Here is a 22,418-nt window from a genome sequence, read left to right as displayed (position 1 = left end):
GCCCACACCGCGGCTAACAAGAGATCACTTGCCGAGGTCGGACAGGTTCTCGTTGTACGGCTTCGCGATCTCGTCGAGGAAGGCGGCGGGCGTCTTCGAGCCGTTGATCAGGCCCTGGGTGCCGGCCACGAGGACGTCGTAGTAACCGGGCGCCGGCCAGTCCGGGTAGAAGGCCAGGCCGTCCGAGGTCGAGATCTTGTTGAAGGTCTCGACCAGTTCCCTGTTCTTCGGGTCGGTGATCGCCGACGGGTCGGCCGCGACCGGGACACCGCCGCTGTTACCGAGCAGCGCCTGCACCTCGGGCTGCATGGTGATGTCGATGAAGTCGTACGCCAGCGCCTTGGCCTTGCTCTTCTCCGGAACCACCCAGAGGTTGCCGCTGGAGCCCGGGTGCAGGGTGTTGCCCGGGAAGAGGAAGGTGCCCCACTCGAAGTCCTTGATCTCGTCGGCGAACCGGCCGTACCACCAGGAGCCGGAGATCAGGATCGGGAACTTACCCTGGGTGAAGGAGACGCCCATGTCCTCGGCCTTGATGCCCGCCGAGTCCTTGCTGATGTAGCCCTTGGAGACCCAGTCGGCGAAGGTCTGCGCGCCGTAGGTGAACTGCGGCCCCTTGAAGTCGACCTTGTTCGTGTAGAGCTGATAGTCGTTGACGAACGCACGGTCCGACTTCGACAGTGCCAGCTCGTAGAAGATCTGCTGCGCCGGGTACTCGGCACCGCCGACGGCGAGCGGGGTCACCTTGTTCTGCACGAAGGTGTCCATCACCTTGGTGAACTCGTCGAGCGAGGTCGGGACGGCCAGCTTGTACTGGTCGAACATCTTCTTGTTGTAGTAGACGGTCACGAACTCGCCGTAGTTGGGCACGCCGAAGACCTTGCCGTTGCCCATGATGCCGTCTTCGTCGTACTTCGCCGTCGTCTGCAGGCTGGAGCTCAGCTTCGTGTCCCAGCCGCGCTTGGTGAACTCGCCCGAGATGTCGGTGAGCAGACCCTGTTTGGAGAGCAGCCCGGCGGTCGCGTTGCCCTTGTTGTACTCCATGATGTCGGGCGCGCTGTCGGAGTTGAGGATCATCTGGGCGTTCTGCTGGATCTGCTCGAAGCCCTTCTCCTCGAACTTCACCTCGACGCCGGGGTGGCCGGCCTTGAACAGCTCGATCGCCTTGTTCCAGGCGATGCCCATGGCGCTGTTCGGGCCCTCGTAGTGCCAGAGGGTCAGGGTCTTGGCATCGGCGCCCTCGGTCGAGGAGTCGTCACTGCCGCAGGCGGTGAGACCGAGGGTCGCTGCCAGCAAAAGAGCACCGGCCGCGAGACCGGATCGTGATCGGAGCATTGCCGTTCCTCCCGAGGGGAATGAAAGCGGGAAGTCGTCGTCGTCGAAGCGCTTCGACAATCGGCCTTGTCGAGACGCTAAGGAACGAGCCCGCTTCATGTCAACGGTGTGACGTCGAGATTTCGCGGCAGGAGTCGCGCTCGACCAGGCTGGGCGCCAGCAGCCTGGTGTACTCGACGCGACGCCCGTCCAGCAGCCGCATCGCCGTCTCCACCGCGAGAGTCCCGACGTCGTGCGCCGGGATGTCGATCGAGGTCAGCTGGATCGGCATCGCCGTCGCCACGTCACGCGGGCAGACGGCGACGATGGAGACGTCGTCGGGCACCCGGCGGCCGGTGGCGTGCAGCAGGTCGAGCAGCGGCCGCAGCGCCTCCTCATTGTGCACCACCAGGGCGGTGATCCCGTCCAGTTCGGCGTCGAGGTCGGCCATGCAGCTCCGCACGCCCTCGGTGCCCGGCTCGCACGGGTGCGCCATCGTGCGCAGCGAAAGCTCCGCCGACGCCTCCAGGAAACCGGTGAGGAACCGGTCGGCGTAGGTGGTCTGCCTCTTATACACCGCCGGGGACGGGCCGACCAGGCCGATCTTGCGGTGCCCGTGCCCGGCCAGATGGGTGAGCGCCTCCCGGGCGGCGGCCGCGAAGTCGAGGTCGACGCAGGCGATGCCGGTGTGGTCCTGCGGCAGCCCGATCAGCACCGACGGCTGCTTCAGCCGGCGCAACGCCGGGATGCGCAGGTCGTCGCGCTCCAGGTCCATCAGTATCAACGCGTCGACCATGGTGCTGTGCGCGACCCGTTCCAGCCCGGCGGTCCCCTCGTCCTTCGTCAGGAGCAGGACGTCATGGTTGTACGACCGGGCGGCGGTCACCACGGCGGTCGCGAACTGCATGATCACCGGGACGTTGACGTCGACGCGCAGCGGCGCGACCAGGGCGATCACATTCGTCTTGCTGCTCGCCAGGGCGCGGGCGCCGGCGTGCGGGTGGAAGCCGAGCTCGGCGATCGCGGCCTGGACCCGCGCCCGGGTCTCCGCCGAGATCGGGCGGCGGCCACTCAACACGTACGACACCGTGCTGGGCGAAACCCCCGCCGCCTTGGCGACATCGTTGATCGTCGGCATTGCGCCTCCCCAAGTCGCCACAGCCTCTCCCTCCGCCGATCCTACTGATCAGCGCTTTCACACCCGGAGCGTGGTGACGTGGGGCCCGGCCCGCACCACCCGTCACCACGCTCCGGGCACGTGGTCACCTGATCGAGAACGTGGCCAGGCGCACGCCCGGGCCGGGGAGCAGATAGACCGTCCGGCGGCCGGAGAAGCGGGCCAGAGTGGCGGTCACCGTCGAGTAGTCGTAGACGCCGCCCGTGCCGGCCACGGTCGCGGTGCCGAGCAGCCGGCCGGACGGGGAGCCGAGACGGACCTGGATGGTTCCGCTACCCGAGGCGCGCGCCGTGAACGTGGTGCCGCCGCGCAGCGTGACGTCCTTGAACGCCAGCCAGTCTCCCGCCGCGGTGGCGCCGACGACGGTGCCGGACGCCTTGGTCTCGTCGAGCAACCTGACACCGGCGTAGTCGTCGAACGTCTCCGCCCTGGTCTCCCTCCCGAGGTCCCGTGCGGGGACGGTCTCGCCCCTCACCGCCCAGGCCGCCCGCTGCCGGATGTCACTCGACGACGAACCGAGCAGGATGTCGTAGACCGAGGTCTCGACGATCCATCGCTGCCTGGTCTGGTCCCATCGGGCCAGGTCGGACGGCTGGAGGTCGAATGTGACGGTCGTCGACCGGCCGGGGCTCAGGTGCACCTTCCGGAAGGCTCGGAGCTGCTTGAGCGCGGTGGCGTCGCGGGAGGAGCGCTGGTGGGTGTAGAGCTGGACCACCTCGTCACCGGCCCGCTTGCCGGCATTGGTGATCGTGACGCTGACCCTGCCGTCCCTCACCGCCGGCACACCGTAACGGAACGTGGTGTACGACAGCCCGTGGCCGAACGCGTAGAGCGGCCTGGAGGAGTCGTACAGGTAGGTCTGGCCGGTCTTGGCGATGTCGTACCGGAGCAGGTCGGCCGGCAGTTGATCGACCGATCGCGGCCAGGTCTGGGTGAGCCGGCCGGAGGGGTTGACGTCGCCGTAGAGCACGTCGGCCACGGCGTGCCCGGTCTCGGCGCCGGCGTGGGTGGTCCAGAGGATGCCGGGCACGTGCTGCTTCGCCCAGTCGATCGTCTGCGGGTAGCTGCTCTGGAGCACCACGACGGTCCTCGGGTTGGCCGCCTTGACCGCCTTGATCAGGGCCTCCTGGCGGGCGCCGAGGCCGAGGCCGGCGCGGTCGTGGACCTCGCGGGCGGCCACGAACGGGTCGGTGCCGACGACGACCACGGCGGTCCGCGCCTTCTTCGCCCGGGCGGCTGCCTCGGCCACGCCGTCGACCAGCAGCTCCCTGGTGAACCGGGTGGCGGCCGCGGCGTCACCGAGGGTCAGATCACCGTCGGCGCCCACGGTCACGTAGTCGGTGTCCGGGAACCACGACTCCTGGGTCTCGTAGCCGGCGTAGCGCAGGACGACCGTACCGTCGCCGCGGTCCTCGATCCTGAACTGCTCCTGCACGAACCAGCCGGCCGGGTCAGCGGCCCGGGTGACGAACGGGCCCCAGCCGTAGCCGAGGAGCCTGCCGTTGGCGACACTGCGCAGGGTGGAGACGCCGTCGCCCCAGTCGACCGTGTCGAACTGCGCGGCCGTCGTCGGGCTGGTCTCGGCAAGGCTGACGCTGCCCGTACCGGCGGTCACGTAACGGCCGGTGGCGATGTCCTTGAGGGCGATCCGGTCGGCGCCGTCCGCGGTGGACACGGTGGACGCCCGCTCGGCGATCCCGTCGAGGATGCTCACCCGATACGGGAGCTGTCCGCCGTACCAGTCGCTGTAGAGCTTGTCGGCGGTGGGACCGACGACCGCGACCGACCCGCCCGCCGGAAGCGGAAGGATGCCGTTGTTCTCGAGCAGGACCGCGGCCTTCGCGGCGGTCTCGCGGGCCAGCGCGCGATGCGCCGGGCTGTCGATCACCGAGGGCGAGATCCCGGCGTACGGGCCACCGTCCGGATCGAATTCACCGAGGCGGAAGCGGATGCTCAGCGCGTTGCCGGCCGACTCGTCGACGTCGGCCTCGGTGAGCAGCCCCCGCGCCAGGGCGTCCTTGATCGCGGTGACCGTCGGCACGGCGTTGGTGTCGTTGACCGTGAAGCTGTCCAGCCCGGCTTTGAGGGTCGCCGCGTTCGCCTCGGCCTGGGTGGCGAAGTAGGCCTGCGAGCCGGTCAGGTTGGTCGGCGCCCACGCGTCGCTGACGTTGAACAGCCGCCGGTCGCTCCAGCCGCGGACCAGCGTGCCGAGGTCCGGGTCGACGGTCGCGGGCCGCCCGTTGATCAGGTTGTAGGAGGCCATCACCCCGGTCGCGGCGTTGTTGCGCAGCGCGATCTCGAACGGCTTGCGGTCGTACTCGTTGAGCACCCGCTGCGGCACGTTCGACGAGGTCCGGTCACGCAGGGTCTCGTTGTTGTAGGCGGCGTAGTGCTTGAGCGTCGGCGCGACCTTGAGGTGCTCCGGGTCGTCGCCCTGCAGCCCGTGGCCGTAGGCGGTGGCGATCGCTCCACTGAGCAGCGGATCCTCGGAGTAGCCCTCCTCGTTGCGGCCCCAGCGCGGGTCGCGCAGCAGGTTGACCACGGGCGCCCAGGCGTTGAGCCCCCACACCGTCGGGTTCTGCGCGTGGAAGCCGCGCAACTCGTCGCCGACCGCCGACCCGACCTCCTCGATGAGCGCCGGATCCCAGGTGCTGGCGAGTCCGACCGCCTGCGGGAAAACGGTCGCCGTCGCGTCGATCTTGGCCGAGTTGTCGTAGTAGTCATTGGACCAGGCGACGCCGTGCAGAGCCTCGGTGCCGGATTTGAACACTTCGATCCCGAGACGCGGAATAGCGGGCTGATATTGGTGCAGCAGTGAGATCTTCTCGTCCAGTGTGAGCCGGTCGAGCAGGTCGTCCAGCCTCGTGGCCAGCGGAAGATCGGGGTCGCGGAACGGGAGGGCCGGCTCGGCGTGTGCCGATCCCGGCGCCAGTGGGAGGACCAGGACGGCGACCGCAAGCGCGGTGATACCGCGTCTGAGACGCATGGCAGTCTCCTCTTTGAATAAGGCGCGAAGAAAGCGGTCGAAGCGCTTCGACGATTGGTTCCGGAAACGCTCGGCAAGACGGGGTGCGGTGAGGTCACCATAGAGCGAGGCCGATGCGTCGGGCAACCACTCGGCGGAGCTTTCGCGAAATCGCCCGGTAACACGGGCAGAATGACCGCATGCGATTGATCGTCATCGGCGGAGACGCGGCCGGAATGTCCGCCGCATCCCAGGCGCGCCGTCTACTAGGGCCCGGCGAGCTCGGGATCACGGCGTTCGAGCGGGGTGAGTACACGTCCTACTCGGCGTGCGGGATCCCGTACTGGGTGGGCGGGCTGGTGGACGGGCCGGACGGGCTCATCGCCCGCGACCCGGCCGCCCACCGGGAGAAGGGGATCGCCGTCCACACCGGACACGAGGTCACCGGCATCGATCTGAAAGCGCGGACGGTCACCGTCCGCGACCGGACCGAGAGCTTCGACCATCTGGTGTACGCGACCGGCGCCACCCCGGTCCGGCCGGCGTGGGCCGACACCCCCGCGAAGGGGATCTTCGGCGTGCAGACGCTCGGCGACGCCGCCGCCCTGCAGGAGTGGCTGGAGCCGGGGCGGGACACCGCTGTCGTGATCGGAGCCGGCTACATCGGGGTCGAGATGGCCGAGGCCCTGCAGCGCCGGGGGCTGCGTGTCACCCTCGTCGAGCGGTCCGGCCAGCCGATGACCACGGTCGATCCGGACATGGGGTCACTCGTCGCGGACTCCATCCGGGGACTCGGCATCGAGTTGCGTACCGGGGTGACCGTGCAGGGGCTGGAGACCGACGGCGGCCGGGTCAGCGCGGTCGTCACCGACGACGGGGTGCTGCCCGCCGACGTCGTCGTCCTCGGGCTCGGGGTGCGGCCCGCCACGGCGCTCGCCGACGCGGCCGGGCTGCCGCTCGGCGTCACCGGGGCGCTCGCCACCGACCTGCGGCAGCGCGTCACCGGCCCGGACGGCATCGTCGAGGGGGTGTGGGCGGCCGGTGACTGCACCCAGGTCACCCACCTGGTCAGCGGGCGGGCCATGCACATCCCGCTCGGCACCCACGCCAACAAGCAGGGCCGGGTCGCCGGGATCAACATCGGCGGAGGCTACGCCACGTTCCCCGGCGTGATCGGCACGGGCATCACCAAGATCTGCGACCTGGAGGTGGCGCGGACCGGACTGTCGTCGAAGGAGGCGGAGGCGGCCGGATTCCGGTTCGTGACCGCGACCGTCGAGTCCACCAACCGCGCCGGATACTTCCCCGGGGCGGTGCCGATGACCGTCAAGGTGATCGCCGAGAAGGACACCGGGCTGCTGCTCGGCGCCCAGATCGTCGGCCGGGCCGAGGCGGCCAAGCGGATCGACGCGTTCGCGGTCGCCGTGTGGAACCGGATGACGGTCACCGAGATGACCGCCCTCGACCTCGGTTACGCCCCGCCGTTCGCCCCGGTCTGGGACCCGGTCCTGATCGCCGCACGCAAGGCGAGCGACGCCCTCTGACGCGCTAGCTCAGGATCACCAGCACCGCCGACTCGCCCTCCCACGTGCCGGTCAGGGTGGCGCCCATCGCCATCACCGGGCCGACCGTGCGCACCACGGTCAGGTCACCGGACACGTCGCCCGGGTCGGCGGTGCTGCCACGCAGGCGCATCGACGGCTCGCGGCGGACCGTCTCGCCGTCGACCTCGAACTCCTCGGCCGCCTCGTGCCCGCCGGACCGGATCGTCTCCTCGACGACCGCCCGGTAGACCGGATCGCCCTCGGCGTCGTAGACCCAGCGGGTGCCCAGCACCGAGTGCTCGGTGGTGCCGACCAGCCACTCCTCGGCGCCGGCCAGCGGGGCGCCCCGGTAGGTGAGCGGCACGTGCAGCAGCGGGCCGTCGCCGGCGCGCACGATCAGCGCCTCGATGCCGACCTCACCGGCCGGGTCGTCGAAGCGGGCCGCCGCCACCCGCTCCGGCTCCACGGCCGGCCCGTCAAACCAGCTCCGGCCGGGCAGCCAGGTCGCGAGCAGCTCGAGCTTGCCGGGAACGATCGTCGCCTTGTGCAGAATCGCCATGCCCGGCAGCCTAGGGCCTCGCCTCGACAGCGCCGGCACGCCAGGGCAGTCTGGGCGGATGAGGGTCCTCTGGGCGATTCCGGTCACCGCGCTGCTGGCCGTGGTTCTGCTGCCGCTCAACGACGGCTTCTACCTGACCTGGATCAACTTCGATCCGCAGGGCGAGGGCCAGCAATGGGAGTGGCGGTACAACCGGGAGGTCATGCGCAACACCTCCGGATACCTGTACGGGCATCTGCTCGCCCTGGTCACCGGGGCGTGGCTGGCACACCGGCACCGGTATCCGGTGGCGCTCGCGATCGCGGCGGGCATCGGGACGGCGATGGCCGCGGCGGCGTACCTGACGGCGCACGCGCTCGGCGGTGAACGGCTGCGGGTGGGCGGCGACGGGCAGGTGCTGTGGGAGCCGGCCGTCGTCGGCGGGGTCCAGCACGGACCCCTGCTCGCGGCGTTCCCGCTCCATGCGCTTCTGGGCGTCGGACTCGGTGTGCTCCTCGCGGACCGGCTCGGGTCGCGGCGGGCCCGCACGGTCGCGGTGGTGGTCCTGACGATCGGCTGGTCGGTGGTGAGCGTCGCCGGGCTGATGCAGGTCGGCCGGATCGATTTCCCGGGCGTACTGCTGTGGGTGATCCCGCCGCTGGCCGCGGCCACCGCGATCGGCATGGCGTCGCTGTCGCTCGGCGGCGGGGAGAACAGCCCGGCCTTCGTCGGCGACTGGGGGGACACGGCGTCGAGCGCCCTGGTCATCGGCCTGGCGGCCTGGACCGCGGTGGCCATCGGGCGGCCGGCGTCCGACGTCAGGACAGTGCGGCGGTACGGCCGGAGCCGCACCCACCGGCGTAGCCCGTCACGCCGTGTCCGGTGACCGCCGCATCAGCCCGGTGGTCGCGTCGCGGTCCGGGCCACCGCGGATGTCGCGCGGTGGCCCGGGGACTGCGTCGGCTCCGGCGGCACGGGGACGTCCGTACCATATGGTGGTTTTACAGTCCCATGTCCTTGGCGATGATCATCTTCATGACCTCGGACGTGCCGCCGTAGATCCGGTTGACGCGGTTGTCAGCGTAGAGGCGGGCGATCGGGTACTCGTTGATGAAGCCGTAACCGCCGTGCAGCTGCAGGCAGCGGTCGATCACCCGGTGCGCGACCTCGGTGCAGAAGAGCTTGGCCGACGCGGCCTCGGCGGCGGTCAGCTCGCCCGCGTCGAGGGCCTCCAGAGCCCGGTCGGCGACCGCCTGCGCGGCGTCCACCTCGGCCTGGCAGGCGGCCAGCTCGAACTTCGTGTTCTGGAAGCTGGCGACCGTCTGGCCGAAGACCTTGCGGTCCTGCACGTACTGCTTGGCGAACCGGACCGCGGCCGCGGCCTGGGCGTACGCGCCGTAGGCGATGCTGAGCCGCTCCTTCGGCAGGTTCTTGCCGAGGTAGTAGAAGCCCTTGTCCTCCTCGCCGAGCCGGTCCTCCACCGGCACGTGCACGTCGACGAACGCCAGCTCGCCGGTGTCGGAGGTGCGCAGGCCCAGCTTGTCGAGCTTGCGGCCGACCGAGTAGCCGGGCAGCGTGGTGTCGACGTTGAGCAGGGTGATGCCGAAGCGACGGTCGTCGGGCTTGGCCGGGGAGGTCCGCGCACAGACGATCACCCGGTCGGCGAGGACACCGCCGGTGATGAAGGTCTTCGCGCCGTTGAGCACGTAGTGCGTGCCGTCCTCGCTCAGCTTGGCCGTGGTGCTCATGCCGGCCAGGTCGCTGCCGGTGCCCGGCTCGGTCATGGCCAGCGCGTACATCGTGTCGCCGGAGACGAAGTCGGGCAGCCAGCGCCGCTTCTGCTCGTCGGTGCCGAGGTCCAGCAGGTACGGCAGGCCGAGCGCGACGTGCGCCCCGGCCGCGCCGAACGAGACCCCGGCCCGCATGGTCTCCTCGGTCTGGACGGCGGCGAACTTGAAGCTGTCGATGCCGGCGCCGCCATACTCCTCCGGCACCTCGATGCCGAACAGGCCCAGCTCGGCCAGCTGCTTGTAGAAGTCGCGCGGGACCTGGCCGTCGGTGAACCACTGGTCGTAGCGGGGCACGACCTCGGCCTCGATGAACTCCCGCAGGGTCTGGCGGAACGCCTCGTGGTCCTCGTTGAAAACAGTGCGGCGCATGCTCTCGCCTTGTCCTTTCTAGAGACGGCGTCCGCCGTCGACGTAGATCGTCTGCCCGGTGATGAAGGATGCCGCGTCACTGGCCAGGAACGCCACCACCCGGGCCACGTCCTCCGGCCGGCCGACCCGGCGCAGCGGGGTGATCTCGGCGGCCTTGGCCCGCATGTCGGCGGCGGAGACACCGACCCGGGCGGCGGTCGCGTCGGTCATCTCGGTGACGATGAAGCCCGGCGCCACCGCGTTGACGTTGATGTTGAACGGGCCCAGCTCCATCGCGAGGGTCCTGGTCAGGCCCTGGATGCCCGCCTTGGCGGCGGAGTAGTTGGCCTGGCCGCGGTTGCCTAGCGCGGACACGCTCGACGTGTTCACGATCTTGCCGGAGCGCTTGGCGACCATGTGCCGCTGGGCGGCCCGGCTGCACAGGAACGCGCCACGCAGGTGCACGTTCATCACGATGTCCCAGTCCGAGGCGGACATCTTGTGCAGCAGGTTGTCGCGGAGCACGCCCGCATTGTTGACCAGCACGTCAACCCCGCCCAGCTCGCCGGCGACCTTGTTGATCACGGCGTCGACCTGGGCCTCGTCGGAGACGTCGCAGCCGAACGCGACCGCGGTGCCGCCGGACGCCTTGATCCGGTCGACGACCTCGGCGCAGGCCGGCTCGTCGAGGTCGAGCACGGCGACTGACGCGCCCTCGCGGGCGAACTGGATGGCGGTGGCGGCGCCGATACCTCTCGCGGCCCCGGTGACGATGGCGACGCGACTCATTTCAACCTCCGTGGTCAGAACGCGCTGATTCCGGTCAGCGCACGGCCGATGAGCAGTTTCTGGATCTGGCTGGTGCCCTCGTAGAGGGTGGTGACCCGGGCGTCACGCATGGCCTTGCCGACGGGGAACTCGTCGACGTAGCCATACCCCCCGAAGACCTGGATGGCCTGGTTGGCGGCCTTGACCGCGGACTCGGTGGCGAACAGCTTGGCCATCGACGCCTCGGTGCGGTAGGGCAGGCCACGGTCGACCAGGTCGGCGGCGCGCCAGACGAGCAGGCGCGCGGCGTCGGTCTCGACCGCCATGTCGGCGATCATCTCCTGGACCAGCTGGTAGCCGGCGATGGCCTTGCCGAACTGGGTGCGGTCCCTGGCGTACGCGATGGACGCCTCCAGACAGCCCCGGGCCAGGCCGACCGAGCCCGCCGCGACCGCGATGCGGCCTTTGTCGAGGGCCGCCATCGCGATCTTGAAGCCGTCGCCGAGCTCGCCGAGCCGGTGATCATCTCCGACCCGGACCTCGTCGAGGCTGATGGAGGCGGTGGCCTGGCCGCGGAGGCCGAGCTTGCCCTTGATCTCGGTTCTCCCCATGCCCGGCGAGTCGGTGGGAACCAGGAACGCCGTGATCCCCTTCGGACCCGGGCCGCCTGTGCGAGCGAAGATCAACGCCACGCCGGCCCAGGTGCCGTTGGTGATGAAGATCTTCTCACCGGCGAGGACCCAGTCGTCGCCGTCGCGGACCGCCTTGGTGATCAGGGAGCCGGCGTCGGAACCGGTGCCCGGCTCGGTCAGGCCGAAGCAGCCGAGCATCTCCCCCGCGCAGAGCCCGGGCAGCCAGCGAGACTTCTGCTGGTTCGTCCCGTATTTCTGGATACTCTTGGAAACCAGGCCCAGGGAGACCGAGACGATGCCGCGGACCGACGTGTCGCCGCGGCCCAGCTCCTCCATCATCAGGCAGTACGTCAGGAAGTCGCCGCCCGAGCCGCCCCACTCCTCGTCGATCCCGAGGCCGAGGAAGCCCAGCTCGGCGAGCTTGCCGACGATCTTCGTGTCGACCTGCTCGGCCCGGTCCCACTCGGTGGCGTGTGGCACGACCTCACGGTCCACCCACTCGCGGGCCAGGTCCTGGAACTGCTGCTGTTCCGCCGTGAGGCCGAGGTCCATAGCGGCTCCCGTAATTGAACGCTGTCAGGTTTCTCGGGCCATGCTAACTTAACAGCGTTAGATAAACCAAGGGGGTTCGCATGCCACGGCCGACCACGCCGCTGCTCAGCCGGGCCGGCATCCGCGCGTCCGCGCTGGAGATCATCGACCGGGACGGGCTCGACGGGCTCAGCATGCGCAAACTCGCGGCGGCCCTGGGCGTCTCGGCGCCTGCGCTGTACTTCCACTACCCCACCAAGGAGCACCTGCTCGACGACGTGGCCAGCGAGATCATGGAGAAGGTGGACGTCTCCGCCTTCACCGCCGGCTGGCGCGACGGGCTGCTGACCTGGGCGCGGTCCTATCGGGCGGCGCTGGCCGAGCATCCGAACATCGTGCCGTTCCTGGCCCGCGGCCCCGGCCAGCGCGACGCCTCACTGCGCCGCGCCGACGCCATCCACGGCGGCCTGGTCGCCGCGGGCTGGCCGCCCCGTGAGGCCACCATGATCGGCGCGTCGACGAAATACCTGGTCCTGGGCGCGGCGATGGGCAGCTTCTCCCGCGGCTTCGTCGACGACGTGCAGGTCTACCTGGACCGCTATCCGTCGCTGGCCGACGCCCACCGGCTGCGCGAGCACGCCGACAGCGTCGACCGGGACAGTTTCGAGTTCGCCCTGCTGATGTTCGTCGACGGGCTGGCCGCCCGCCTCAGCGGGGCCGGGGCCTGATGGTGAGGCCCGCGTCGAGCAGGGCGCGGCGCGTCTCCGCCAGGCCGGCGGTGAAGTCGCTGCTGTCCTGGAGGTAGTAGCGGCGGAAGAACCAGGACGGGACGCGTGTCGCCCGGCGGCGGGTGAGGAACAACTGGTCCTGGACCTGCCGGGCCATCAGCCACAGCTCCTGGCAGACGGCCGGATCCTGACTCGCCGGGGCGGCGTGCAGGCAGCGGGCCCGCGACCAGCGGCCGACCCGCCGGCGGTCGGTGAAGATGCCCCGCTGCTCGCGGAACGTGTCCCAGCCGAGCATCAGCAAACCGAGCGACGGCACGCACCACTGCACCAGGAAGTCGATCAGCGTGGAGCCCCGCAGCAACGCGCTGAACAGTCCGAACGCGGTCCAGGCGAGCAGGGCGGCCAGGACCGCGCGGGCGTAGCGGCGGCGGACCCGGCCACCCCAGGAGAGGTTCTGCTGCTGGCGGGCCAGCACGTCGAACGGCGACGGCAGGTTCGGCATCGCGTACGACACCCGCAGCGAGTCCTCCGAGCCGCGGAACCGGCTGCTCAGCTTGTGCACGTCCTCGGCCGGCACCTCGTCACCGGCGAGCACGTGGTTCCAGGTCAGGTGGAAGAGCCGCACCTCGAACGTCTCCTGGAGCAGCGCCGCCCGGTGCAGCTCCCGGTGCGCCCAGGACGCCAGGCCCAGCGAGTAGACCAGCGCCCAGAGCGCCCCGGCCACGGTGACCGTGATGCTCAGCGAGCGGGTGAACGCGGTGGTGTTGAGTGATCCGGCCAGGACGGCGATCAGCCCGGTCGCGGCCAGCGCCACCGAGATGCCGATCCGCAGCGCGGCCAGCCGCCGGACCCGGGCGTACGACACCGACATCGCCCGGAGAAGGTGACAGAGCGTCGGGTCGAGCTGACGCTGCCGCACCACGGATCTGCGATCGGACATGCGCGCCACCGCCTGTCCAGGGAACTGACCTGGTACGCCAAGATTATCCCCGAAATTCAGCTATGCTCGTCTATTTCTCCAGATGGCGGGTATGGTCACGGCGTCGACAGCGCTGCCGTGGGGGCGAGGCGGGCGGCCCGTACCGCCGGGTAGAGACCGGCCACCCCGCCGATGATCAGCGTCGCGGCCAGGCCGCCGCCGACCGCCCACGGCGGGATCACCCACGGCCACAGCTGGTACGTGGCGTAACCGGCCGTCACCGCGACCCCGAGCAGCACTCCCCCGGCCCCGCCGAGCGCCGACAGCAGCAGCGACTCGGCGAGGAACTGCAGGCGGATCTGCCCCCGGGTGGCCCCCAGCGCCCGCCGCAGGCCGATCTCCGGTCGGCGCTCCAGCACCGAGATGACCATCGTGTTGGCCACCCCGACCCCGCCGACCAGCAGCGCGACCGCCCCGACGCCGAGGAGCAGCCCGGCGAACGCCTGGCTGGTGGCCTGTTTGGCGGCGAGCGCGTCGGACGGGCGGGCCACCTCGACCTCATGAGGCGCCGCCGGGTTCGCGGTGGCCGGCAGCAACTCCCGGACGGCCGCGAGACGGCTCTCCACCGACCGGGTCCAGACCGTGGTGGCGTGCTGGTCGTAGCCCAGCCAGCGGGTCGCGGCCGGCCACCCCAGCAGGACGGCGCTGTCCAGCTCGGCGGCGAGCGGCACCGGGTCGAGGATGCCGATCACGGTGAACCGGACCCCGCCCACCAGGATCTGGGTGCCGGGGCCGGCCGCACCGATGCCGAGGCGGCCGGCGGCGTCCGCGCCGAGGACCACGGCCGGGTGAGCGCCGGTCGCCGCGTTCAGCCACACGCCGTCGGCCAGGGTCGCGCCGACCGTGCCGGGCAGGCTCTCCCGGGCCGCGTACGCCACCAGCCCGTTGGTCTGCGCCTCGGGGATCTTCTCCGACCGGTACACCTTGGCGCCGTCGACCCGGCCGACCGCGGACACCCGCTCCACCCCGTCCACCCGCTCGATCATCGCTTCGGCCTCCAGCGGCAGCTCCGCCTCCTCACCGAGGATGGTGTCGCCGGGCTGGACGGTGAGCAGGTTGGTGCCGAGCGCGGACAGGGTGCGGTCCAGCTCGGCGCCGGACGAGGAGGAGATCCCGACAACCGCGACCATCGCGGCGATGCCGATGGCGATGCCCAGCGCGGACAGGAACGCCCGCATCGGCCGGGTCCGCAGGCCCACCCCGCCGACCCGTACCACGTCGGCGAACCTCACCGGACCACCTCCCCGGTCAGGACCCTGCCGTCGCGCATCCGGATCCGGCGGGGCACGGACGCCGCGATCTCGCGGTCGTGCGTGATGATCACGACCGTGGTGCCGTCGGCGTTGAGTTCGGCCAGCAGCGCCATCACCTCGTCGCCGGAGCGGGAGTCCAGGGCCCCGGTCGGCTCGTCGGCCAGCAGCAGCGACGGGCGGCCCACGACGGCCCGGGCGATCGCCACCCGCTGGCGCTCCCCTCCGGACAGCTCGTGCGGATCGTGCCGCAGCCGGTGCCCCAGCCCGACCCGTTCCAGGGCCGCGGCCGCGCGCCGTCGCCGCTCCGAACGGCGTACCCCTCGGTAGACCAGGCCGTCGGCCACGTTGTCCAGGGCGCTCGTCCCGGCCGCGAGGTGGAACTGCTGGAAGACGAACCCGATCCGGGCGGCCCGCAGCGCGGCGAGCCGCCGGTCGGGCATCGCCGCGACGTCGTGCCCGTCGATGCGCACGCTGCCCGAGGTGGGCCGGTCGAGGGTGCCGATCAGGTGGAGGACCGTCGACTTGCCGGAGCCGGACGGGCCGACGACGGCGGCCATCTCCCCCGCCTCGATCCGCAGGCTCACCCCGTCCAGGGCGGTCACCCCACCCGGATAGGTCTTCGTCACCCCGGTCAGCTCGATCACTTCGGCACTCCGACCGTCGTACCCTCGGCCAGGCCGTCACCGGTGATCTCGACCCGTCCGTCGGCGAACAGGCCGGTCCGCACCGGCGTCTGCCGGGTGGTGGCGCCGTCGACCACCTCGACCGCGAAACCGCCGCCGGGGGCCGCCATCAGCGCCGCCACCGGCACGGTCAGCACGCCCCGGCGCTCGGCGGCGGTGAACGACACGTCCACGGCCGCCGAGCCCAGAGCCGCGGCCACCTTCGGGTCGGTGAGCGTGATCTGGGCCTCCACCTCGGTGGTCGGGTCCTCGTTCCCGGCGCCCGGCTCTATCACGGTGGCCACCTCGGTGACCGTGCCGTCGGCCCGCTTCCCGTCCGGCAGGGTCACCGAGGCGGGCGCGCCGGTCTTCGCCACCGTGCCGTCGGCCACGTCCAGCCGTACCGTGATCACCTTGCCGGTGCCGGTCCAGGTCAGCAGGTCACGGCCGGGGGCGACGGTCTGGCCCGGCTCGGCGATCAGCGAGTCGACACGGACCGGGCCGGAGGCGAACACCACCTGCCCCAGCCGCAGGACCCCGGTCCCGGGCAGGCCGTTGTCCTCCTGCCACTGCTCGACCGCGTCGGCGGTGGCGCCGGTGTACTCGTCGTCGGCCGTGAAACCGTCGTAGCCGAGAGCCGACAGGTTGCGTTCCAGCTGGGCGACGTCACGGCCCTCGGCGCCCGGGGACAGGTCGCGGTAGGCGGGCACCGGGCCGTACATCAGCACCGCGGGACGCTCGTCCAGCCGGTACAGCGACTTGCCGCGGGTCACCTGCGCGCCGCTGTCCGGCAGCCACGTCACGGTGCCGGGGATCTTCGCCGCGGCGGTGCGCGCCGGGCCGTACCCCAGATCGCCATCGGCCTCCACCGACTCCCGCAACGTACCCCGGGTGATCGTGGCGGTGGCCGGCGGCAGCCGGCCGGTGTCGTCCGGGCCGCCGCCCGCGCCCGGCCGCGCCGCCAGCGCCGCCGCCGCGCCCGCCGAAGCGACCGCCACCACCCCGGCGACGATCTTCAGGGTCCGGCCGCTCACTGCGGGGCCCGCATCAGCGACGCGCACGCCTTCTCGGCCGCCTTGAAGTCGGGGTCCTCGGCGGCGTCGGGGTTCAGGCGGATCATGCCGCCCTCCGGGTCGGGAACGCGTCGACCCCGTTGTCGCGCATGCACTGCGCGTAGTCCCGCATCGTCGCGTCCCGGGACGGGTCGGGCGCGGCGCCGCCGGCCATCCCCTGCGGCGCCCACTCCCGGCAGGCCTCCATCGCGGCCTGCACCTTCTGCTGGTCGCTGCCGGGGCCGAACTTGAGCGTCATGCCCTTGCCCGGCTCCGGGTCGGGCACGTCCAGGCCCTGCTCGCGCAGGCACTCGGCGAACTTGAGGTTGCGGGTGTCCGGGTCGGGCGAGGCGGCCGGCTCGGGTGTCCCGGTGGCCGCACAACCGGCGACAGTCAGGGCGAGGACCATAGCGAGGAGGAGTCTGTTCGTCATGGGGCCACAGCGAACCCGGCACGCCGTTTCCGCGGTGTTGGCCGAAACGCCAACACCGCGGAAACACGGCGGGTGACACGATCGGCGGATGCGGATCCTGGTGGTGGAGGACGAGCGGATGCTCGCCGAGGCGATCGCCGAATGGCTGCGCGAGGAGTCGCACGCCGTCGACGTGGCCGGTGACGGCGCCGCCGCCCTCGAACGCGTCGGCGTCAACGACTACGACGTGGTGATCCTCGACCGCGACCTGCCCCGCGTGCACGGCGACGAGGTGTGCCGCCGGATGGTCGCCGACGGCAGCGAGGCCCGGGTGCTGATGCTGACCGCGGCCGCCGGGATCGGCGACCGGGTGGCCGGGCTGTCGATCGGCGCCGACGACTACCTGACGAAGCCGTTCGCCATGCCGGAGCTCGCCGCCCGGGTCCTGGCACTGGGCCGCCGCACCCGGCCCGGCACGCCGCCGGTGCTGCGCCGCGCCGGGATCACCCTCGACCCGGCACGGCGCGAGGTCACCCGCGACGGGCGGTACGTGTCACTGTCGAAGAAGGAGTTCGCCGTGCTGTTCGAGCTGCTGCGCGCCAACGGGACAGTGGTCTCCGCCGAGCACCTGCTGGAGAAGGCGTGGGACGAGCACGCCGACCCGTTCACCGGCGCCGTCCGGCTCGCCATCCTCAAACTGCGCCGCAAGCTCGGCGACCCGCAGGTCATCGACACCCTGCCCGGCGTCGGGTACCGCATCGCATGAGACTCCCCGGCCCACCCTGCGCCTGCGGCTCACCCTCGTCTGGTTCGGGTTCTTCCTGGTCGCCGGCCTGGCCCTGCTCGGCGTCACCTACCTGCTGTTCCGCAACCAGCTGCCGTGGACGCTCACCCCGCCCGGCATCGAGGACGGCCGGATGCTGAAACGCGTCATCGTCAACAACGACGTGGTGCTCACCGGCGAGGCCGCCGACCAGCTCATCGAGGCGCAGGTGGCCGAGGTCAGCCGGTCCTTCTTCCAGCAGGGCGCGGTCGCGTTCCTCCTGGTCGCGATCCTTTCCGGAGCCTCCGCCTGGGTGCTCACCGGCCGGATGCTGGCCCCGCTGCACCGGGTCACCGCCACCGCCCGCCGGATCGCCGCCGAGCGCAGCCTCCAGCAGCGCATCGACCTGCACGGGCCGGACGACGAGGTGAAGGAGCTGGCCGACACGTTCGACGGGATGGTCGCGCGCCTCGAACACGCCTTCGACGGGCAGCGGCGGTTCGTCGCCAACGCGTCCCACGAGCTGCGCACCCCGCTCACCCTCAACCGGGCGCTCGTCGAGCTGGCCATGCACCGCCGGACCGCGTCACCGGACGTGATCCGCCTCGGCGAGGACCTGCTGCAGATCAACGCCCGGCACGAGCGCCTGATCAGCGGTCTGCTGCTGCTCGCCCGTTCGGAGCAGGAACTGCCCGCCACCATACCGGTCGATCTGGCCGACGTGGCGTCACACGTGGCCGAGCAGACCGCGGCCGAGGCGGCGGCGGCCGGAGTCGCGGTCACGGTCGTCGCCGGGCCGGCTCCCACCCGCGGCGACGGGCTGCTGCTCGAACAGCTCGTGCGCAACCTGGTGGAGAACGGCATGAGGCACAACAACAAAGAGCCGGACGATTGGGTACGGGTGGAGAGCGGCCCGAACGCGAGGCTGACCGTCACGAACTCCGGGCCGGTGGTCCCCGCCTACGAGGTGGCGGCGCTCTTCGAGCCGTTCCACCGCCTCGCCGGCGACCGGGTGACCTCGTCGAACGGCGCCGGCCTGGGCCTGTCGATCGTCCGGTCGGTGGCACAGGCCCACGGCGGCACGGTCGAGGCCCGTCCCCGCGACGGTGGCGGCCTGGTCGTCACCGTGCGGCTGCCGGACTCCAGCCCAGCGCCGGCCCCAGACGGGTCGCCATGTCCGTGAGGATCTGCACGTAGTCGTCGTGCCCGAAGGTGAACGGCAGCGCGAAGGCCACCTCGTCGATCTCGCGGAACGCGGCGTGGTCGTTGAGCCGGTCGGCGATCTCGGCGGAGGTGCCGACGATGTCCGGGGCGAACATCATCCGGGCCGGGCCCTGTGGCGTCAGGGTGCGGGGCGTCCGCTTCTCCGCATACTCGCGGTATCTGGTCACCTGGTCGCTGGTGGCGCTGTCGGTGGGGATCACGACCAGGCCCTGCGAGACCCGTGCCTTGTCACCGTCCGGGTGGTGGGCGCGGAACGCCCGGATGTGCGACAGCTGGATCTGCTCGAAGTCCTCCGACTCCTCCGCCTTCACCACGCTGCTGGTCAACAGGTTCATACCGTGCTCGCCGGCCTGCTGAGCCGAGCGCAGGCTGCCACCGCCATACCAGAGGCGGGACGCGAGACCCGGCGCGTGCGGCTGGACCCGGTCGGAGAACTGCTCGAAGCCCTCGAAACCGGCGAAGGACGTCACGGGCTCACCGCGTACCGCTGAAAGGAGCCTCTCGACCCGGGTGAAGCTGAAGTCCTCCGCCTCGGCCGTGCCCGGATGGAGCGCGTCCTTGACGCGGTCGTAGTGCATCGGCGGGCCGACGCTGACGCCCGGGTTGAGGCGGCCGCCGGAGAGCAGGTCGACGGTGGCCAGGTCCTCGGCCAGGCGCAGCGGATTCTCCCAGCCCAGCGGGATGACGGCGGTGCCCAGCTCGATGCGGCTGGTGCGCTGGCTCGCCGCGGCGAGCACGGCGACCGGCGAGGAGATGCCGAACTGCAGGTGCCGGTGGCGCAGCCAGGCACTGTCGAAGCCGAGGCGCTCGCCCAGCTCGATGATCTCGAGGGTGGACTCGTGGCCGCGGCGCGGATCCGCCTCGTCGAACAGCCCGATGGTCAGGAAACCCAGCTTACGCAGCATGTGATCACCCTATCCCCTCCCCCGCGGTGGGATATACCGGCGGCCCCTCGCCTTCGGAGCCCCGACGAGGACGCCGCTACCCTTGGCGGATGCCGATCAGCCGGACCCGCCTCGCCCTGACGCTGACGGGGATCGTGGTGATCGTCGCCGTGCTCGTGGGGGTCCGCCTGACCCGGGGCAGCGAGCCGGACCGGTCGGACCTGGCCGGGCCGATCGTCTCCGCCTCGGCCACGCCGTCGTCTCCGCCGGTGACGGCGCCGCCGGCCGCGAGACCCCCCGCCGGCCTGCCGGTCATCGCCTACGCGAAGGGCCCGCGCGGCCTGCCCGCCGACCCCGCGCCCACCTCGGTCGTGCCGATCACCGAGGCGCTGCGCCCCGAGTCCGACATGGCGCTGTACGACGCGCCCGGTGGCCGCCCGCGCGCCTATCTGCCGCCCCGGATCAGCGGTCTGCCGGTCGTCGTCCCGATCGTCGCCCGTGAGAACGGCTGGGCCGCCGTCCTGGCCCCCTCCTCCAACCGCACGATCGGCTGGGTGCCGGAGTCCGGCTGGACCCCGGAGCCGCTGCGCGACCAGATCGTCGTCAGCCTCGCCGACCGCCGGATGACCTGGCTGCGCGAGGGCGCCGAGCAGGGCCGGTGGACCGTCGCGGTCGGCACCGAGCGCACCCCGACGCCACACGGGCGCACCTTCGTGCTCGGCCGCACCGGCACCTCGGGCGCCGTCTACGCCGGTCTGGACGCTCTGGTGCTCGGCTCGGTCCCGGAGGAGCCGGAGAGACTCGCCGCGAGCCTGCGCGGCGCGCACACCGGCATCCACGCGTGGACCAACCGGTCGGCGTTCGGCCGGGACGTGTCCAACGGTTGCGTGCGCACCCCGGCCGCCGGCATGCGCCGACTGCTCGCCCAGGTCGACCCGGGCACGCCCGTCATCGTCACAGCCTGACGGCCACCCGCGACGCGCTCGCGCACACCATCCACCGCGACGCCGAGCACCGCGGGCCCCGCCCCCTGTTCACGGCCAGGGTGGTGACCGTCCGCGACGCCGGAACGGTGTGCCGCAGCATCTCCTTGCGCACCTCGTCGAGCAGATCCGGCATCGGCAGGCCCAGCGCCCGGCAGATCGCGGCGAGCACCTCCGACGATGCCTCCTTCGTGCCGCGCTCGACCTCCGAGAGGTACGGCAGCGACACCCCGGCCGCCGCGGCCACCTCCCGCAGGGTGCGCCCCTGACCAAGCCTGATCCGGCGCAGAACCGCCCCGATGACCCGCCGCAACAGTGGCATCCCGGTCTCCCTCCCCGCGTGTGGCGTCCGCAGCCATCATCGCCGTAATCGTCGCGCGGTGCTAAGGTGGGGCCAACTCCGATCCCGGATGCAGGCGGATCCAGTCCGCCCCTGGAGATCATTCTTACCCGCCGCGATTGCGGCGCTCACGGTTTCCCGGGCTCGGAGATGCTGTGGTCCTCGGCGTCTCGCCGACGACCCGGGCAACGCCCGTGATCCCGGCACACTCCCTCGGCTTCCCGAGGCTCGTCGCCGGCCCGGCACCTTCTCAGCGGCGGCGCGAGCAGCGTCGTTCCCGCGGCCTCGGCGCCTCCGCGCGCCCTCACCGGCGCTCTCACAGCGGCCGGCGCCACCCACTCGAATGGAGTCCTCCCCATGTCCGAACCCCTACCCGTCGACGCTCTCGTCGACATCACCGACGACCGCGCCTGCCTGCGCCCGCACGGCTACGCGCCGTCCCCCACCGATCTCCCACTGGCCCGCGGCGAGGCCCACCGCCTGCGCCTGCGCCGGGGCGACCGCGTCACCGGCCTGTACACCACCGACCGCCGACTGCAGGTGGCCACGGTGAACGACCGCCCACCGGCCGCCCGCACCGACTTCTACCAGGCGACGTCGGTGCACCCGTACGAACGCCTGCGCCTGGAGACCGACCCGCATCGTCTGACCACCCGGGTGATCGACCTGCTCGTGCCGATCGGCAAGGGCCAGCGCGCCATCATCGCCGCTCCCCCGAAGGCCGGGAAGACGACGATCCTGCACGACATCGCCGGGGCGATCACCCGCAACCACCCCGAGTGCCACCTGATGGTGCTACTGGTGGACGAGCGCCCCGAGGAGGTGACCGACATGCGCCGCACGATCAAGGGCGAGGTCGTCGCCTCCCCCTTCGACCGCCCGCCCCACGAGCACATCGCGGTGGCCGAGCTGGCCGTCGAACGCGCGAAGCGCCTGGCCGAGCAGGGCGACGACGTGGTCCTGCTGCTCGACTCGCTGACACGCCTGGCCCGCGCCTACAACCTGGCCGCCCCGGCCCGCGGGCGCACCCTCTCCGGCGGCCTGGACACCGGCGCCCTGCACCCGCCGAAACGCCTCCTGGGAGCGGCCCGAGCCCTCGACGGCGCCGGCTCCGTCACGATCATCGCGTCGGCTCTGGTCGAGACCGGCTCCGCGATGGACACCCTGATCTTCGAGGAGCTCAAGAGCACCGGCAACGCCGACCTGAAGCTCGACCGCGTCCTGGCCGAGTCCCGCGTCTTCCCGGCCGTCGACGTCGCCGCCTCCGGGACCCGCCACGACGAGGCGCTGCTGCACCCGGGCGAGCTCCTCCCGGTCACCCAGCTTCGGCGAGCTTTGACCAGCGCAAACCCTCGCGACACCATGCCCGGCTTCCTCAACCGGCTGCGCTCCAGCACCTCCAACACCGCGTTCCTGCAAACCCTCAGCCGGTACGGCCAGTAGGGGAACCGGGGCCACACCGCGAGGCGCCACCGCCCGGACGGCCCCGACGCGACCGCCGGGCCGGTTGCCCGCCTCCCGCTCACCCCGTCCG

The 22,418-nt window shown here is 71.5% G+C and carries 20 protein-coding genes and 1 pseudogene; 7 read left to right on the top strand and 14 right to left on the bottom strand.

Annotated features, from left to right (window positions below; translation table 11 throughout):
• Window positions 1-24: 24 nt before the first annotated feature.
• The 3 genes from ACQPZW_RS14330 to ACQPZW_RS14320 all read right to left on the bottom strand — a co-directional run bounded on the left by ACQPZW_RS14330 (window position 25) and on the right by ACQPZW_RS14320 (window position 5,474).
• Window positions 25-1,332, bottom strand: coding sequence for an extracellular solute-binding protein (locus ACQPZW_RS14330; protein ID WP_433795355.1), 1,308 nt, complete (start codon window positions 1,330-1,332; stop codon window positions 25-27).
• Window positions 1,333-1,432: 100 nt separating this feature from the next.
• Window positions 1,433-2,449, bottom strand: a complete 1,017-nt coding sequence (locus ACQPZW_RS14325) for a LacI family DNA-binding transcriptional regulator (protein ID WP_433795354.1) — start codon at window positions 2,447-2,449, stop codon at window positions 1,433-1,435.
• A 124-nt stretch (window positions 2,450-2,573) separates the two neighbouring features.
• Window positions 2,574-5,474 (bottom strand): glycoside hydrolase family 3 C-terminal domain-containing protein, encoded by a 2,901-nt coding sequence (locus tag ACQPZW_RS14320; protein ID WP_433795353.1) that lies wholly within the window; start codon window positions 5,472-5,474, stop codon window positions 2,574-2,576.
• A gap of 179 nt (window positions 5,475-5,653) precedes the next feature.
• On the opposite strand from ACQPZW_RS14320, the gene ACQPZW_RS14315 reads away from it, so the two are divergent.
• Window positions 5,654-6,997 carry an FAD-dependent oxidoreductase gene (locus tag ACQPZW_RS14315; RefSeq protein ID WP_433795352.1) on the top strand — a complete coding sequence of 448 codons (1,344 nt, stop codon included), beginning with the start codon at window positions 5,654-5,656 and terminating at the stop codon, window positions 6,995-6,997.
• Window positions 6,998-7,001: 4 nt separating this feature from the next.
• Here ACQPZW_RS14315 and ACQPZW_RS14310 read toward each other — a convergent pair whose 3' ends face one another.
• Window positions 7,002-7,556 carry a CG0192-related protein gene (locus tag ACQPZW_RS14310; RefSeq protein WP_433795351.1) on the bottom strand — a complete coding sequence of 185 codons (555 nt, stop codon included), beginning with the start codon at window positions 7,554-7,556 and terminating at the stop codon, window positions 7,002-7,004.
• A 58-nt stretch (window positions 7,557-7,614) separates the two neighbouring features.
• On the opposite strand from ACQPZW_RS14310, the gene ACQPZW_RS14305 reads away from it, so the two are divergent.
• Complete coding sequence (locus ACQPZW_RS14305; protein WP_433795350.1) at window positions 7,615-8,421, top strand: hypothetical protein; 807 nt, start codon at window positions 7,615-7,617, stop codon at window positions 8,419-8,421.
• A 115-nt stretch (window positions 8,422-8,536) separates the two neighbouring features.
• Here the strand turns inward: ACQPZW_RS14305 and ACQPZW_RS14300 are convergent, their stop codons facing one another.
• The 3 genes from ACQPZW_RS14300 to ACQPZW_RS14290 are packed head-to-tail and all read right to left on the bottom strand — an operon-like array spanning window position 8,537 to window position 11,625.
• Window positions 8,537-9,694 carry an acyl-CoA dehydrogenase family protein gene (locus ACQPZW_RS14300; RefSeq protein WP_433795349.1) on the bottom strand — a complete coding sequence of 386 codons (1,158 nt, stop codon included), beginning with the start codon at window positions 9,692-9,694 and terminating at the stop codon, window positions 8,537-8,539.
• Window positions 9,695-9,712: 18 nt separating this feature from the next.
• Window positions 9,713-10,462: a 3-oxoacyl-ACP reductase FabG gene (gene fabG, locus ACQPZW_RS14295; protein WP_433795348.1), complete on the bottom strand. Its 750-nt coding sequence runs from the start codon at window positions 10,460-10,462 to the stop codon at window positions 9,713-9,715.
• A gap of 14 nt (window positions 10,463-10,476) precedes the next feature.
• Window positions 10,477-11,625, bottom strand: coding sequence for an acyl-CoA dehydrogenase family protein (locus ACQPZW_RS14290; protein ID WP_433795347.1), 1,149 nt, complete (start codon window positions 11,623-11,625; stop codon window positions 10,477-10,479).
• Between the two features lie 80 nt (window positions 11,626-11,705).
• Between ACQPZW_RS14290 and ACQPZW_RS14285 the strand changes: the two genes are divergently transcribed.
• A complete protein-coding gene (locus tag ACQPZW_RS14285; RefSeq protein ID WP_433795346.1) occupies window positions 11,706-12,332 on the top strand; it encodes a TetR/AcrR family transcriptional regulator in 627 nt (208 codons plus the stop codon).
• Here ACQPZW_RS14285 and ACQPZW_RS14280 read toward each other — a convergent pair.
• The 5 genes from ACQPZW_RS14280 to ACQPZW_RS14260 form a co-directional block, all read right to left on the bottom strand.
• Entirely contained in the window at window positions 12,313-13,272 is a 960-nt protein-coding gene (locus ACQPZW_RS14280) for an S-4TM family putative pore-forming effector (RefSeq protein WP_433795345.1), read from the bottom strand. The genes ACQPZW_RS14285 and ACQPZW_RS14280 overlap by 20 nt on opposite strands.
• Window positions 13,273-13,367: 95 nt before the next feature.
• Window positions 13,368-14,489: an ABC transporter permease gene (locus tag ACQPZW_RS14275; RefSeq protein ID WP_433797534.1), complete on the bottom strand. Its 1,122-nt coding sequence runs from the start codon at window positions 14,487-14,489 to the stop codon at window positions 13,368-13,370.
• A gap of 50 nt (window positions 14,490-14,539) precedes the next feature.
• Entirely contained in the window at window positions 14,540-15,208 is a 669-nt protein-coding gene (locus tag ACQPZW_RS14270; protein ID WP_433795344.1) for an ABC transporter ATP-binding protein, read from the bottom strand.
• Window positions 15,205-16,260: an efflux RND transporter periplasmic adaptor subunit gene (locus tag ACQPZW_RS14265; RefSeq protein ID WP_433795343.1), complete on the bottom strand. Its 1,056-nt coding sequence runs from the start codon at window positions 16,258-16,260 to the stop codon at window positions 15,205-15,207. Before ACQPZW_RS14265 ends, ACQPZW_RS14270 begins: the two co-directional genes overlap by 4 nt.
• An 82-nt stretch (window positions 16,261-16,342) precedes the next feature.
• A complete protein-coding gene (locus ACQPZW_RS14260) occupies window positions 16,343-16,711 on the bottom strand; it encodes a hypothetical protein (RefSeq protein WP_433795342.1) in 369 nt (122 codons plus the stop codon).
• An 88-nt stretch (window positions 16,712-16,799) separates the two neighbouring features.
• Between ACQPZW_RS14260 and ACQPZW_RS14255 the strand changes: the two genes are divergently transcribed.
• Window positions 16,800-17,456 carry a response regulator transcription factor gene (locus ACQPZW_RS14255; protein ID WP_433795341.1) on the top strand — a complete coding sequence of 219 codons (657 nt, stop codon included), beginning with the start codon at window positions 16,800-16,802 and terminating at the stop codon, window positions 17,454-17,456.
• Window positions 17,457-17,607: 151 nt separating this feature from the next.
• The gene (locus ACQPZW_RS14250; RefSeq protein WP_433795340.1) at window positions 17,608-18,636 is read left to right on the top strand and encodes a sensor histidine kinase; all 1,029 of its coding nucleotides are present in this window, start codon (window positions 17,608-17,610) and stop codon (window positions 18,634-18,636) included.
• Here ACQPZW_RS14250 and ACQPZW_RS14245 read toward each other — a convergent pair.
• Window positions 18,575-19,582 carry an LLM class flavin-dependent oxidoreductase gene (locus ACQPZW_RS14245; RefSeq protein WP_433795339.1) on the bottom strand — a complete coding sequence of 336 codons (1,008 nt, stop codon included), beginning with the start codon at window positions 19,580-19,582 and terminating at the stop codon, window positions 18,575-18,577. The two genes, ACQPZW_RS14250 and ACQPZW_RS14245, sit on opposite strands and share 62 nt — an antisense overlap.
• An 89-nt stretch (window positions 19,583-19,671) precedes the next feature.
• Between ACQPZW_RS14245 and ACQPZW_RS14240 the strand changes: the two genes are divergently transcribed.
• Window positions 19,672-20,526: a L,D-transpeptidase gene (locus ACQPZW_RS14240; RefSeq protein WP_433795338.1), complete on the top strand. Its 855-nt coding sequence runs from the start codon at window positions 19,672-19,674 to the stop codon at window positions 20,524-20,526.
• A 126-nt stretch (window positions 20,527-20,652) separates the two neighbouring features.
• Here the strand turns inward: ACQPZW_RS14240 and ACQPZW_RS14235 are convergent.
• A pseudogene (locus ACQPZW_RS14235) lies at window positions 20,653-20,866 on the bottom strand (helix-turn-helix domain-containing protein); the annotation flags it as partial.
• A gap of 375 nt (window positions 20,867-21,241) precedes the next feature.
• Between ACQPZW_RS14235 and rho the strand changes: the two are divergent.
• Window positions 21,242-22,327 (top strand): transcription termination factor Rho, encoded by a 1,086-nt coding sequence (gene rho, locus ACQPZW_RS14230; protein ID WP_433795337.1) that lies wholly within the window; start codon window positions 21,242-21,244, stop codon window positions 22,325-22,327.
• Window positions 22,328-22,418: the final 91 nt, after the last annotated feature.

It is taken from the genome of Actinoplanes sp. CA-252034 (assembly GCF_050956125.1).
GTDB lineage: Bacteria > Actinomycetota > Actinomycetes > Mycobacteriales > Micromonosporaceae > Actinoplanes.
This window is presented reverse-complemented; position numbering and strand designations above follow the sequence as displayed.